The organism is Stenotrophobium rhamnosiphilum, from assembly GCF_003052265.1.
In the GTDB taxonomy this organism is placed as follows: Bacteria; Pseudomonadota; Gammaproteobacteria; order Nevskiales; family Nevskiaceae; genus Stenotrophobium; species Stenotrophobium rhamnosiphilum.
Map to the genome: position 1 here is coordinate 580,686 of NZ_QANS01000001.1, position 13,673 is coordinate 594,358.

General features: G+C 53.5%; 13 protein-coding genes and 1 tRNA gene. 3 read left to right on the forward strand and 11 right to left on the reverse strand.

The features are described from left to right. Positions 1 to 40: 40 nt before the first annotated feature. Complete coding sequence (locus tag CJD38_RS02665; protein ID WP_107939008.1) at positions 41 to 838, reverse strand: tyrosine-type recombinase/integrase; 798 nt, start codon at positions 836 to 838, stop codon at positions 41 to 43. 368 nt (positions 839 to 1,206) lie between these two features. Between CJD38_RS02665 and CJD38_RS02670 the strand changes: the two genes are divergently transcribed. Next, positions 1,207 to 1,947, forward strand: a complete 741-nt coding sequence (locus CJD38_RS02670; protein ID WP_107938737.1) for a ParB/RepB/Spo0J family partition protein — start codon at positions 1,207 to 1,209, stop codon at positions 1,945 to 1,947. A 47-nt stretch (positions 1,948 to 1,994) separates the two neighbouring features. Here the strand turns inward: CJD38_RS02670 and CJD38_RS02675 are convergent, their stop codons facing one another. The 6 genes from CJD38_RS02675 to CJD38_RS02700 all read right to left on the reverse strand — a co-directional run bounded on the left by CJD38_RS02675 (position 1,995) and on the right by CJD38_RS02700 (position 6,936). Then, the gene (locus CJD38_RS02675; protein WP_107938738.1) at positions 1,995 to 3,089 is read right to left on the reverse strand and encodes a zonular occludens toxin domain-containing protein; all 1,095 of its coding nucleotides are present in this window, start codon (positions 3,087 to 3,089) and stop codon (positions 1,995 to 1,997) included. Beyond that, positions 3,089 to 3,373: a DUF2523 domain-containing protein gene (locus CJD38_RS02680; protein ID WP_107938739.1), complete on the reverse strand. Its 285-nt coding sequence runs from the start codon at positions 3,371 to 3,373 to the stop codon at positions 3,089 to 3,091. The genes CJD38_RS02675 and CJD38_RS02680 overlap by 1 nt, the downstream gene beginning before the upstream one ends. Then, positions 3,373 to 4,185: a virulence factor TspB C-terminal domain-related protein gene (locus tag CJD38_RS18330; protein ID WP_146165902.1), complete on the reverse strand. Its 813-nt coding sequence runs from the start codon at positions 4,183 to 4,185 to the stop codon at positions 3,373 to 3,375. The genes CJD38_RS02680 and CJD38_RS18330 overlap by 1 nt, the downstream gene beginning before the upstream one ends. A gap of 735 nt (positions 4,186 to 4,920) precedes the next feature. After that, a complete protein-coding gene (locus CJD38_RS02690; RefSeq protein ID WP_107938741.1) occupies positions 4,921 to 5,175 on the reverse strand; it encodes a hypothetical protein in 255 nt (84 codons plus the stop codon). A 298-nt stretch (positions 5,176 to 5,473) separates the two neighbouring features. Continuing rightward, positions 5,474 to 5,782: a hypothetical protein gene (locus tag CJD38_RS02695; RefSeq protein ID WP_107938742.1), complete on the reverse strand. Its 309-nt coding sequence runs from the start codon at positions 5,780 to 5,782 to the stop codon at positions 5,474 to 5,476. A 65-nt stretch (positions 5,783 to 5,847) separates the two neighbouring features. Then, positions 5,848 to 6,936: a phage/plasmid replication protein, II/X family gene (locus tag CJD38_RS02700; protein WP_107938743.1), complete on the reverse strand. Its 1,089-nt coding sequence runs from the start codon at positions 6,934 to 6,936 to the stop codon at positions 5,848 to 5,850. Positions 6,937 to 7,045: 109 nt separating this feature from the next. Between CJD38_RS02700 and CJD38_RS18335 the strand changes: the two genes are divergently transcribed. After that, positions 7,046 to 7,348, forward strand: coding sequence for a hypothetical protein (locus tag CJD38_RS18335; protein WP_146165903.1), 303 nt, complete (start codon positions 7,046 to 7,048; stop codon positions 7,346 to 7,348). A gap of 148 nt (positions 7,349 to 7,496) precedes the next feature. Here CJD38_RS18335 and CJD38_RS02710 read toward each other — a convergent pair whose 3' ends face one another. The 3 genes from CJD38_RS02710 to acpA form a co-directional block, all read right to left on the reverse strand. Continuing rightward, positions 7,497 to 7,853, reverse strand: a complete 357-nt coding sequence (locus CJD38_RS02710; protein ID WP_107938745.1) for a hypothetical protein — start codon at positions 7,851 to 7,853, stop codon at positions 7,497 to 7,499. A gap of 415 nt (positions 7,854 to 8,268) precedes the next feature. Continuing rightward, positions 8,269 to 8,345 (reverse strand) — tRNA-Val (locus CJD38_RS02715). A 131-nt stretch (positions 8,346 to 8,476) separates the two neighbouring features. Beyond that, positions 8,477 to 10,129 (reverse strand): acid phosphatase, encoded by a 1,653-nt coding sequence (acpA, locus tag CJD38_RS02720; RefSeq protein WP_107938746.1) that lies wholly within the window; start codon positions 10,127 to 10,129, stop codon positions 8,477 to 8,479. Between the two features lie 154 nt (positions 10,130 to 10,283). Here acpA and CJD38_RS02725 point away from each other — a divergent pair, with 154 nt between their 5' ends. Further along, positions 10,284 to 11,585: a cytochrome-c peroxidase gene (locus CJD38_RS02725; RefSeq protein ID WP_107938747.1), complete on the forward strand. Its 1,302-nt coding sequence runs from the start codon at positions 10,284 to 10,286 to the stop codon at positions 11,583 to 11,585. On the opposite strand, the gene uvrB is transcribed toward CJD38_RS02725, so the two are convergent. Continuing rightward, the gene (uvrB, locus tag CJD38_RS02730) at positions 11,582 to 13,648 is read right to left on the reverse strand and encodes an excinuclease ABC subunit UvrB (RefSeq protein WP_107938748.1); all 2,067 of its coding nucleotides are present in this window, start codon (positions 13,646 to 13,648) and stop codon (positions 11,582 to 11,584) included. The genes CJD38_RS02725 and uvrB overlap by 4 nt on opposite strands. Positions 13,649 to 13,673 lie beyond the last annotated feature (25 nt).

A 13,673-nucleotide genomic window follows, 5' to 3' on the forward strand; every position in this document is an offset into this window, starting at 1 on the left:
CATTTAGAAGTGAGGGCTGGGCGTCGCCGTAGGCCGGGCTCTATTCGCTAGGCTCACGGATTCTGCGTATCCGCCCTACGGGTAACGATCCCTGACGCAAGACGCTGTGAAGCTGATCCACATGCGGCGTCAGATGTTGAACAGAAAGATGAGCGTAATTCTTTACCATGCGTTCATCTGACCAACCGCCCAACTCCTGAAGGATGTGCCGAGGCGTTCCATTTTGAGCATGCCAGCTCGCCCATGTGTGGCGCAGATCATGCCAACGGAAATTCTTAATGCCAGCTCGATCGAGAGCCAATCGCCATGCCTTCGTATTCGTTTGAATGACGCGGCGGCCGCGATACACAAATACAAATTCATGATGCTGAAGAATCCACTTGCGCAAAATCGCGCAGGCCGTGGAGGAAAGAGGCACAGGAATCGCTCTTCGACCTTTAGCCTGGTCGGCATGGATCCACGCCACGGATCTATCGAGATCTACTTGCGTCCAAGTTAGGCCGGTAACGTTGCTGCGGCGCAGTCCAGTTTCGAGGCTGAAAGCTGCCATGTCTGAAAGGTGAGGAGGCAGCTGGGTAAGTAGGCGCATGGCTTCACCGAAGGTCAGCCAGCGGACGCGCTTCGCGCGATCCTTGACCTGGCGAACCTTCGGAGCGAACTTCAGCCAGCGCCAGAGGATGGCCGCATTTAGCATTGCCCTCAGCAAGCTGAGATAGCGGTTCACCGTTGACGGCTTCCGCTCACTGAGCACCAGCTCCTCGACGAGAGCATCTATGCAGTCGTCATCAATCTGCTCGATCTTAAGGCCCGAAAGGCGAGGGTTAAACCACTCCAGCATCTGACGCTCGAGATCGAGCGTGCGCTCTGATTTCCATGCGCGGCCCTCCCTCAGCCAGCGGTCTGCCAGAGCGGGCCAATTCCTCGTAAGGGGAGCATCAAATCCCAAAGTATGTGTCTGTTCTTATTAGAGATATCACCTCTCATTCTAGTGTGTCTGTCCCACAAATTCTGCTGTCGCCTCAACACGAAAAATGAGCCGACAAACGAGGTAAAAAGCGACCCCGTTTGACGCCTCATTTTCCCCCTGCGGGCTTCGGTGTTGACCCGCCATCAGAACCGCTGCGCTTTTGTGTGACTTGGTCGCCGTTGGCTATGCCGGCACGCATGCCGACATAGCGGCATCAACCACCACAAAGAGGACATCACATGAACGCAGCAAAAGTTAAGACGGCAGCAAAGCCAACGATGATTGCAATCAGCTTCATCAAAGTGAGCGATGACAACCCACGCGTGGAATTGCGCGATCTAGAAGAACTCGCGGCCAGCATTAAGAAGCGCGGGATCATTCAGCCACTCGTTGTGCGCGATCTTCCAGATTTCGGCGCAGAGCTGATCGCAGGCCACAGACGCCTTGAAGCGGCGAAGATGGCAGGCCTCAAAGAGGTTCCGTGCGTCCTTCGCGACGCGAAAGGAAGCCTCGAAGTAGAGCACCTGATCGAGAACACTCAGCGCGACGACTTGACTCCGTTAGAAATCGGAATTGCTGTCTATACGTCGATCTTCAACGGAACGAAGCAGAACGAGCTTTCTGCGGAGCTAGGTAAGTCGGCGGCTTGGGTGTCGAAATACAACACGATCGGACACGCAGCGGATACAGCGAACGATGACCAGATGGCGCAGCTCGTGTCTGAAACAGACGGAGAGAAGTGCTACGCGATTGCGTGCGAGATCCTCGGGCGCGGAAAAGTTTCGACGTCGAAAACTGGGAAGAAGGCGCAAGCAGAATTACCGCTGCCGGATTCAATTGACCAGGTACTGGCGATGCGCGCTAAGGACAAAGGCTGCGGAACAATCGAAGACATCATCGAGAACACCAAGGAGCGCGACGAGTTCGTTGTATCGCTTATCTTCAAGGACGAAGCTGAAGCAATTAGATTCTTCAGCTAGCTGAGTGGTGGTAGGAGCGGGGCAGGGGAGCGATCCTTTGCCCCGTTTTACTTGCTCGCAAAACTCATTGACTGCGTCGCTGGCGTGCCTTGTGTTGGAAGATTGTCATTGTCGTTACCGTTCGGCTTACTGGGATCAAACCAGCCGTTCTTAACATAGAACGTGCACTGCTCGAGCGACATCGTCGTGATGGTCGTGCCTTGCTGCGTGTTGCATGTGCAGCGGTAGACGTTGTCCCAAATCACTTCACTGCATCCAGAGATTTTCGGAAACGTCGAAGCCTTGAATGTATCGTCATACATCTTTGCTGACGCTGGCTGGCCTTTAATTCGCTCTTTGAGCTTCGAAGCCCACTCGGGGCCATCTATGGTTGCGTTGAGTGCAACGCGCTTCGTAGGCACTGACTGGGCGGTTTCTGAGGCCTTCTCGACGTCAGCTTTCGGTTCATCTTTGGAAACACCGTTCCACATCTTGTGGATGGCAAAAACGATGCAAATAACAGCCAGGCCGATATAGATAACGATCCACTTGAGCTTACCCCAGGGAATCGTTTTTTTAACCTGGTGATCGTCGCTGCTGATGTACCAATCGTAGACTTCCTTGGGAAATTTAAAGGCCTCAATTTTCGCATCTTTGCGTTCGCGATCATTGTTTGGGTTCTTGTACTTTTCCCACTGCAACATGTTTGAACGTTCCATTCCCCAGGATCGTTCGAAATGCCAATGACTGCCGACGCGACCACGGATAAAAATATCCAGGTCGCCGCCTACCTGCGTAACAAAGAAGAACGTAAAACCGTCGTGCCTGGCTTCTGCAAACGGTTCGACCCAGGGCGGAACCTGTGAGCCTTGCTTGCGATTCGGAAATGTCTTATGGGCTTCATCGACCAGGATAATTGCGCCCTGGGGAAGCGACCAAAGCGCCATCGGATCATTTAGCCTGGCTAACTCTGGATTCTTACGATCATAGGGCTGTAGCTCTTCCCACTCGGTCAGAACGCCCTTCTCTTTGATGCCGTTGATGGCGAAGTAATAGACCTTGCGACCTTCGCGCTTACGCATCTCCTCGATGTGTTGCAGTAGCCAAAGTGTTTTGCCTGCACCGTTGATACCAGTGACCAGGTTAATGACTGCTGAGGCCATTACACCGCAGCCGGTTTCATAACGAGCTTCGTTGCGCCAATCAGCGTGAGCTTCGTGCTGTACGCAGAGAGAACCATGTTCAGCATGATCTGACAGCCGAACATCTGCCAGAGATCAGGAAACTGTCCACCGTTGAAAGAGAGCTGCGTCGCAATGTATGCAGTGACGTGGCTAATCAGCACATCAGCGCCCTGGTAAGAAATAAAACCAATGCCCAGGGCAAACAGGATTTTCGGAATCAAGCTGCCAAGGACTGATGCAAGGCCTGCCAAGAGGAACGGCATTAGAACGCACCCTGGACGATGTATAGCGAGTACAAAGCGGCAGAGATCAGTCCGAGCGTGCGAATCAGTGTGACGTAAGGACACATGCTGCTGAATGGAATGCTGACCGACATGCTCAGTTGCGGCAACGAGACAGGAATGTCAGCAGGACAGCCGCCACCCGCAGCAGCGTTCGAATCAAACCAACCCGTGACATCGAGTTCACCAGTCTGATGCAACAAGCCACCTTGCTCCGTAGTGCCAAGACCTTCATCAATCGCTGCAGAAATTGCCTCAGGTGGTGGCGTACTTAAAGCGCACGCTTGTTTCCAATCTTGAACGGCGATGTAACCAGCGATTGGGTCGCCCTCAGTGCTTGGTGGACTCGTGCAGTCAGTACCGCCGCCTAGGGCATTACAAGGTTGCTGGCCTTCACCACCGCACGTTGTGTTCGGCTCATCGTCATCCGGATCAGGTGTCGTGCCAGGAGGAGCGCCCGTAGACGTACCAGAGCCTAGTCCGTTAGTACTGTTATTGACCGTCGTGGTGTTAAAGATCGACGTCGTTGTGTTGTTCGTCGTGATCGCCGCAACAGGTTCAGCGGCAACGCCTGCGGTTCCAGTATCCGGCCCAGGCGGTGAAGTAGGCTGTACTCCGCCCGACGTCGTGCAGACTCCTTCGCCGTCTTGATCTTTGACGCACCCACCACTTGGCACCGCGCCAATGCATTTATATTTTCCGTTGATATATCCGCAGGAACTTCCAGGCTTCCACTGCGCAGTGTTTTTTGTCTGTGCGTCTTGAACGATACCCGGCGTGTCATCAGGAACCATCCCGCTGTTACCCGTGCAGGTGCTTCCATTCTCTTTGTACTTAGCGACCCACGTGTGATTATATTTCGAGGGGTTCGTTACAACGCCAAGCACTACCGCTGCAAATTGACCAGGATCGCCCTGGCCCTGCAATGCCATCGTGCAATTCGAATAGCAGATCGAGCTAGGCGGCATGAATAAATCAGATTGTCCCTTGACCTGTTTGCTGTTGGTCCCGCATGGGTCACCACACGTACCATCTGGCTTCTCAACCTTCGGTGGCGTACATGTGGGGCCATTCGTGCAACGAGGAGGCGTACCTGCGATCTTCGGAAGATTCGGAGAGGTGCACGAAAGCTGTGCAGTTACACTGCCAGGATTAAAATTATTTCCCGACGAGTTTTTTTGCGTGTAATCAATCTTCCAGCCTGATGTATATGCGTATGGCTGGCCAATGGTGCGCGAACAAAGCGGCTGCGCGCATGGCTGCGGAATGTGATTGTCGATGCCGTATTGAAGCGCAGCACCGTAACTACTGAAATTACCGTCTGCTGTATATGACGTAGTCCAGTAAATCGCGGCGTTCGCCTGGACGGTAATTGCCAGAAGAAAAAATGCGCAGAGAGGTTTAATCATTCGCATGGTTTAAGACCGCGCAAGAGCGATGAGTGCGATAAACCACGTCGCTTCAATTATGATGAAATTGAGCATGGTCATAAATAAGAAAAGGCAGGTGTCGACCCCTGCCCGTTTTCCTTACTTGCCGCCAAATGCGCGGGAAGCCCAATTGCTGACGTACGCAGCAGCGTTCATCAGGAAGTGGGAGTTCTTGATCAGCATGTACGTCACGATGCCAGCGGCAACGTAGGCGACAGCTTCAGCAACGTCAGGCTGTGCAGCTTCGCCAGCAGCAAACGAAACAGCAGGAGCCAACGCAACGGCGGCAACAACAGCAAACTTCTCAGCGCCGCGCTTGATGGCCGACAACTGTGCAACAAGGTGCTTCTTCATAAAAAACCTCCATCGGCCTCAAAGAGGGCTGGCCGTTTCGCCCTTAAATTACCTGCGACCTTCGATTGCTTTTCCGATTACGTCAGAAACGAAAATCACGACAACAAAAAGAATCTGAACCGAGAGCAATTCGTTTACTTGCTCCCTGGGAATTGTTTGAAGAAGGAACGGCGTCGGTACTTCTGTCCAGGAACCAAACCCCGTCTCACACGCAGGGACGTCTGCGCCGCCGCTAGTGACGACGGTTACGTGTGAGTCGGGGCAGGTAAAAACGAACATGATGTTTCGAGTTCGAAAGTTATGCAGCCTTAGCAACTGGTGGAGACTTCTCGCCGAGCGGACGGATATCCGCAATGATGATCTGGGTTTCCTTACCATTCGTTACGCGATCGAATTCAACTTCGCAGACAAGTGGCATTTCACGCTTTGCCAAGACCTGCGCTAGTGCTGCGCTGCCCAGGCGATAGGGCGTGCAGGCGTAGCCCTTAGCGCGTCCCTTCGATTCATCGAGACGCTCCTCAATGAAAGCAGTGCCAGTATCGAAGGCCTTGCCGTCGATAGAATCCTGAAACCACTTAACGCCGGTTACTTTTACTTTTTCAAGCATGACAATCTCCAGTTATGGGCCGTAAAAGCTTGATCCGAGGTCGCCCTGGTCTCGGAGCTTTAAAATCATCCGTACTTACGTCGATACCAGTCAGGCGCAACCATTCGCTGAACCTCAACAACTTTCACCGAAGGTGAAATCGCCACTACGTTTTTTGAAACGCCGATATCGGCGTACCCAGCAACGAGTAGTTCCCTGCGATGCCGATAGAACGCTGTCTTCTTGAGGTTCAAGGGTTCACCGTTTTCGTAGCGAGCCAAAGTGCCGCGAGCCGCAGCACTGAGCGCGGTCGTATCGCGATATGAAATATCCATAAGGTTCCTTACCTGGCTTCGGTCGAGGAAAACCGCCTCAAGCCATTGAGTGTCAATCTGCGCAAGCCAGCAGCGTTGCTTCTGTGTGAGGTAGCGACTCTTCAGCGTGAACTCTTCGCGAACAACACCTGCATCGCGACAGAAATCGATTACGTCTTGACCAACGTGACTGCCGCTTTTTTTCTTGCGGTTGTCTTGAAGCTCAACGTGTTTGAGATAGCACTTGCCGGATGCATACTTGGATCCATAACCAAAAAGAACCGTTCCACCGTCCGGAGTAACTGAGCCTTTTTGTCGGCCAACGTGGAAGCTGCCAAGTTTTAGAATGAGCTGACGAGCATCCTGCTCATTACCGCAGGAGTAGTTACGCGTGATATCGATGCGCGATACACGAGCGCCTGTATACGACCACGACTTGTCTGCGAATCGTTGAACGTCGCCGCATGTGAAAGGGGGCAGGTTGTGAAGATTTAAAAGCCGATTAACTCGACGGATCGTTTCGTTCCAACCGTATCCAAAGACGTTGTCTGGCCGCTCATATCGAGCAATGTTTCCGTGAAACTCCACACGGTTGCCATCGGAACGCAGATACATCTTGTCGTCATAACTGCCAAGCAGTTCCTGACGCTTAGTGACGATGCACTCGAGTACGCCGTCGCGGTCGGTGTCGGTTTTGTGGCCATCATTGACGAGAGGCAGACCGCCCTCGAGGTGAACCTGCGAAATCGTGACCCAGTCGATGTACACGAATGGCTCGGTTTCGAGTTCGAAAACCTTGGACTGCTCACGCCATTGACGAGCGGTCTCGAAACTAACTACTTTCGAGGAGGACTCAAGCACTTTGAGGCCCTATTTTCCCGTTTTCGGGACTAACTTTACGTGTTACATGGACGTAAAGCTCCGCGCTCTCGAAAATTGCGAATTTCGACTCAGCCTCAGCGGGTGCACCATGGGGGCCGGCGCTGCGCGCCTTACCCCCCAAGGTCTGCACCCGCTGCTGATTGAGTGCGTCATATTCGCCGAGCGTGAGAGGGCGATACTCCTCACGTCGATGCTGCGCCAATTCCGCAGCCTCAGGACTCCAGTGGCTATTCAGGGCGCTCTGAAGCGAAATGGTGACGTCCTGAAGGCATCGAGCGGTGTAGTGCGCATCTGCGTCGCCAACGCGGTCTGCGTCATGCATTGCCTGCTGCTGGCGCTGAATCTCGGCACCGGCTTCAAGCGACCATTTCCGATAGTACGACTGACCTAGTACGAGCTGGACTGAGCCGTCAGCGCGAGTGCGTAAGTGAACGCGGAAAAGACTCTTGCAGTCAGTCATGACAGAAGGTGCTTCATCGCGAAGCGAACGAGATACGCCACGACGATCATGGCCACGTAGTGATACCAGGAGAAGCGAATCACTCGTCACGCTCGCGGACACTACTATCGCGAGTGGAAACACCACGGAGAAATGACATTCCACCCTCACCATCATCAAGAGGATCAGGTTGAGTAGAAGGAACGTCTATGTCGCTACGCAACCAACCAGGAATGGGGGAGGCGAGAAGAGCGGCTACGTTTCGGGCGGCTTCTATTCCGCGACGAACAGCGACATGACGCTTAAAGCGGTGAATGCGGTATTGCCAACGGATCACTGATGCAATCTCGCGAGCGAGGAAATATCCGGCTGCCCCCGAGAAGAACGCGACGAACATGCCAAATTCGAATGCAATCGCAATGGCGTTGCCGAGTTCTGTTAAATCCGCATCTATCATTTGATCCCCCGATCGATAACCGTGTAAACCCACGGTTGACAGGGAGATGTATACAATTGGTTGACACCCACTGTCAACTATAGGTTTACATGAACGTCTTGGAAGCGGCCATTGAGAAAGCAGGCGGAGTTCGCCCATTAGCTCGAGAACTGTGGGTCACTCCGCAGGCAATATCGAACATGCGCACTGAAAAACCGGTGTCACCTGACGTTGCGGCTGGGTGCGCAGAATATTTGGGGCTAGACCCTGTTCCAGCGACTATGGAGGCGATGATGCGCCAACCTAGCGCAGGTATTAACGGATCGCGGCGCTGGTGGGATCGCCTACAGAAATGGGCTCGGCAGAACCCGGATAGCGCAAAAGAATATGCCCCTTACGCAAGCGAAAGGGGCATACATTGGCCAAATACCGAAGTTGGTAGGCGCGATTGGACTCGAACCAACGACCCCCACCATGTCAAGGTGGTGCTCTAACCAGCTGAGCTACGCGCCTATTGCCTGAGCAACAGGGCGCGCAGAATAACGGTGTGAGGGATGAGACGCAAGCAAAGTTTGTGGATAAATATGGCGTCGAGCAAAAAAAATGAGGGCGGCCGAAGCCGCCCTCATTTACATCACCGCCTATTACTGAAGAGTGAGTGCGTTGGTGAGATCGCCCATCGGAGCAAAGCCGTTGGCTTTTAGTGCGGTGTCGCGTGCAGTCAGGCCTGGCAAGGTATCCAGCTCGAAGCGGCGCGTGATGAGGCGCAGGATAGAAGCGGTGTCGTATTGCGTGTGATCGACCGTGTTCTTTTTGGAATAAGGCGAGATGATGATTGCAGGAATGCGCGTGCCTGGGCCGAGCTTATCGCCCTTGGGTGGCGCAACGTGATCCCAGAAGCCGCCGTTTTCGTCGTAAGTCACCACAACCACCATGTTCTTCCACTGTGGGCTGGCCTGCAGTTTGGTCAGCAAGTCGACGATGTGATCGTCACCTGCTTTAACTGAGGCATAACCGGCGTGTTGGTTGAGATCGCCTTCTGGTTTATAGAAGGTGACCTGCGGCAGCGTGCCGCCAGCGATGTCGGCGACCAGATCGTTGTAATCCTGCAGGTGCGCTTTGCGCTGTGCAGCGTGGGTGACAGGATCCAGATTGCTGTAGTAGTTGAACGGCTGATGGTGGAACTGGAAGGTCGGCGCCGCACCGGGAACGCTGCTGCCGAAGTCGCGAGTGGTGCTGGCGGCCGTTGAGATTTGATCCCAAGCGCCGGCATACCATTTCCAGCTCACGCCTTTGGTGGTTAGCAGATCGCCAATATTCGTTGCGGTCTGAGCGGGCAGTGTATTGGCCTTGCTTGGATCGGCGTAAAGCTTTGCGGCATCGCTTGCAGCGGGTGCGTTGCTGCTAGGTTGATACGGCGGCTGCATGGTGTTAATCGCATGAAATTTGCCGTCACCAAAATAATTCTTTGGCGTAAGCGTGCTGCTGTTGACGAAGGTAGGAACGCCGTCAATTGCAGATGCGGGTGAAGTTGGTTTCTGTGTTAAGCGTGGCAGGAAATTCCCGGACGTATCTGTGTCAATCGCAGAGATTGAATTTTTGGCTGGCGATGCAGCGTCATCAGCATTTGGATATTCCGGTGCGCAAGCGCAGATCAGGTACTGGTGGTTCAAGAACGAACCGCCGTATGCGCCGATGAAGAAATTGTCTGCCAGCGTGAATTGTTTGGCGACATTCCACATCGCCATCTTGCTGCCATCGTAATAACCCATCACCAAGCCGCCAGCATCAGCATAGGCGACGAACTTGTCGTTCTTTCCGCCGTTGATCTGCATCTGGTTTTCATAGAAGCGGTGATAGAGGTCGCGCGTGATGACGGAGATCGGCATTTCTTTGCCGGCGCCGTAAGCGCTTTCGATCGGGAAGGGCTTGTTGGGCAGGTTGGCAGCCAGCGTATCTGCTGCAGATACAACGGGTGTTTGTCCTGCAGCGGTTGCGCCGCCCCATACCTGAGGAAGGCTGGTGAATACGGTTTCTGCGACGTTACGATCCGTTTGTGGAATCAAGGTGCCGACGGCAGTTGGATTCACGCCAGGAATGCCATTGGCACCGGCAAAGTTTCCGTACAGATTGTCGAAGCTGCGGTTTTCAGCGTAGATCACGACGATGTTCTGAACCTTGTCTTGCAGCGCGGCGGTGACGGCTGCACTGCGATCCGAAGTGTCGTTGTTGGTGCAAGCACTCAAGCTCGCAGCGAGTGCTGCAGCGAGTAGAAAAAGGCGAAAAGAAAATTTCATTGGGGCTCCGATAATGTGGAATTTGCGTAGGTAATCATCGTGTCGGCCTGTGACAGAGTTATGTCCGTCGCGGGTAAAAATTTGATAAGGAAATCAAAGTAAAAATCGAATAAATGTAATTGCTCTGTCACCGCATTTTGTTCAAATAAAAATTATGAAAATTCAATTTTCCCTAGAAAAATTTACTCTTGGCGCACTTCTGTCTGTGCTGCTTACTTTTCAGTTTGCTTGTGGTGATGCGTCATCTCATTCGAGTGCCACACAGGTAGCAGATGCCGCCACTTCAGCAACAAAAAAAGCGTTCTATACAACGACTTTTGAAAAGCACCCGACTGTTGCGGTGATGACTTCTTTGGGGCGATCCATGTTCATGGATCCATCCCTGTCTGCATCAGGAAAAGTGTCTTGCGCGAGTTGCCACAGCCCTGAGCGTGCATATGGACCGGCCAATGATCTTGCGGTGCAAATGGGCGGTGCCAAAATGAATTTGCAAGGCACGCGTGCGGCGCCTTCGCTACGTTACCTGCAGAGCGTGCCGTCGTTCAGCGAGCATTTCCATGATGATGATGGCGATGACAGCATCGACCAGGGGCCAGCTGGTGGCCACACATGGGATGGTCGCGCCGACACGGTCCACGATCAGGCACGTCTGCCTTTGCTTTCGTCTTTGGAAATGGCGAATGAGAATCCGGCTGCGGTCGTGAAGAAGATTCGAAATGCGGCATACGCATCCGCTTTTCGTGATGCTTTCGGATTGGACGTTCTGGACAACGACGAGAAAGCTTTTAACGCAGCGCTACTCGTGCTGGAAGTGTTCCAGCAAAGTCCCGCGGATTTTTATCCTTATGACAGCAAATACGATGCAGTCTTGAGAAGGCAAGCGAAGCTCTCTCCGCAGGAAGCGCGAGGCTTGGCTCTGTTCAACGACGCTAATAAGGGTAATTGCGCGAGCTGCCATCCTTCGACTATCAAGGGCGGCGCTTTTCCAGCGTTCAGTGATTTCGGATATATCGCCGTGGGCGTTCCACGCAATCAAAAATTGCCTGCCAATGCCGATCTGAATTATTTCGACATGGGTTTGTGTGGGCCCATGCGCAAGGATTTATCAGCTGAGAAAAAATACTGTGGCGCCTTCCGTACGCCTTCGTTGAGGAACGTGGCGCTACGACATCGCTTCTTCCACAACGGAGCATTCAATAGCTTGGAAGACGTCCTGCGCTTTTATGTCCAGCGTGATACCCAGCCAGAGAAGTGGTATCCACGAGATGCGAAAGGGCAGGTGAAAAAATTCAACGATTTGCCGCCGGCTTATCATCCCAACATCAACATGGACCCGCCATTTGGCCAAGCTGTTGGTGACAAGCCTGTGCTCAACAATGCCGAGATTCGCGATGTGATTGCGTTCTTGAAGACTCTGACCGACGGTTATCGCGTAGAGGAAAAGGCGGCGAATTAAGCAGCGATCACCATCATACGGTCACGCAGTTTTCTGATTTCGTCGCGTTTCTGCGCGGCGGCCTCAAACTCCAGGTTCTGTGCAAGCTGCTTCATCTCTTTTTCCAGTTTGGAGAGAACGCGGCTGAGTTTTTCTGGCGTGGTGACGTTGTATTCCGCGGCGGATTCAGCAGCCAGCGCCAAAGCGCTGCCGGTGCTTTCCTCGTAACCGAGGCGCATGACGTCAGCGATTCTCTTCTGCACGCCTTTCGGCGTGATGCCGTTGGCTTCGTTATAAGCCTCTTGCTTGGCGCGACGGCGATCCGTTTCGTCCATCGCGGTGCGCATCGACTTGGTGATTTTGTCGGCGTACAGAATTGCCCGACCATTGATATGACGCGCAGCGCGGCCGATGGTTTGAATCAGCGAGCGTTCGGAACGCAAAAAGCCTTCTTTGTCGGCATCAAGAATCGCGACCAGCGAAACTTCTGGCAAGTCGAGACCTTCGCGCAGCAGGTTGATGCCGATCAGCACATCAAATTTGCCGAGGCGCAGATCGCGAATGATTTCGGCGCGCTCAACGGTGTCGACATCGGAGTGCAGGTAGCGCACTTTGACACCGTGTTCGTCGAGGTAATCGGTGAGGTCTTCTGACATACGCTTGGTCAGCGTGGTGATCAACACGCGTTCTTTCTTCTCGACGCGCAAACGTATTTCGCCGAGTACATCATCAACCTGACTCAGAGCCGGACGCACTTCGACTTGCGGGTCGACCAAGCCCGTTGGGCGTACGACTTGCTCAACAATCTGTGAAGACTTTTCGGCTTCATACGGTCCGGGCGTCGCCGAAACAAAAACGACTTGCGGACAAATGCGCTCGAATTCATCAAAGCGCAGCGGACGGTTATCCATTGCTGAAGGTAAACGGAAACCGTACTGCACCAAAGTTTCTTTGCGGGCGCGATCGCCTTTGTACATGGCGCCAAGCTGCGGTGTGGTGACGTGCGATTCGTCAATGATCGTGATCGCGTCGGGCGGCAGATAATCCAACAGACACGGCGGTGGCTCGCCGGGCGGACGGCCCGACAGATAGCGCGAATAGTTTTCGATGCCGGAGCAATAGCCCAGTTCCTGAATCATTTCTAAATCGAAATTGGTGCGCTGATCCAGTCGCTGCATTTCCAGCAGCTTGTCGTTCTTCTTGAAGTATTCGAGACGATCCTGAAGATCGAGGCGAATCTCACTGAGCATGCCCAAAGTTTTTTCGCGCGGCGTGACGTAATGCGATTTTGGATACACGGTCAGACGCGGCACTTTGCGGCGGATTTCGCCAGTGAGTGGATCGAAATAACTCAGCGTTTCCACTTCATCATCAAACAGTTCAATGCGTACGGCTTCGTCTTCTGCTTCTGCCGGATGAATGTCGATGATCTCGCCACGCACGCGATAAGTGCCGCGTTCCAGAGCAACATCGTTGCGGCTGTATTGCATAGAGGTGAGGCGATGAATGATGTCGCGCTGACCAATGCGGTCGCCCTTGTTCAGGTGCAACATCATTTTGAAATAACTTTCTGGATCGCCCAAGCCGTAAATCGCAGAGACGGAGGCGATGATGATCGCGTCGCGTCTTTCCATCAGTGCCTTGGTGGCAGACAAGCGCATCTGCTCAATGTGCTCGTTTACTGCGCTGTCCTTGTCGATGAAAGTATCGGTCGACGGAACATAAGCTTCAGGCTGGTAATAGTCGAAGTAGGAAACGAAATACTCCACCGAGTTGTTCGGGAAAAATTCCTTGAACTCGCCGTAAAGCTGCGCCGCCAGCGTTTTGTTTGGCGCCAGAATCAGCGCAGGGCGTTGCACCTGCTGAATCATGTTGGCGATGGTGTAAGTCTTGCCCGAGCCCGTCACACCCAACAGTGTTTGATGCGTGAGCCCATCTTGCAGACCCTGCACCAGTTTTTCGATCGCAGCAGGCTGATCGCCAGCCGGTGGCCAGTCAGATTGGAGTTGGAATTTGTCGTCCGCACGTGCCCGGAGACGGACGACTTTTGCAGATTCAGCAGTGGCTTCAGAAGGGTCGCGCATAAGAGGCGAAGCATAGCGCGAGGCG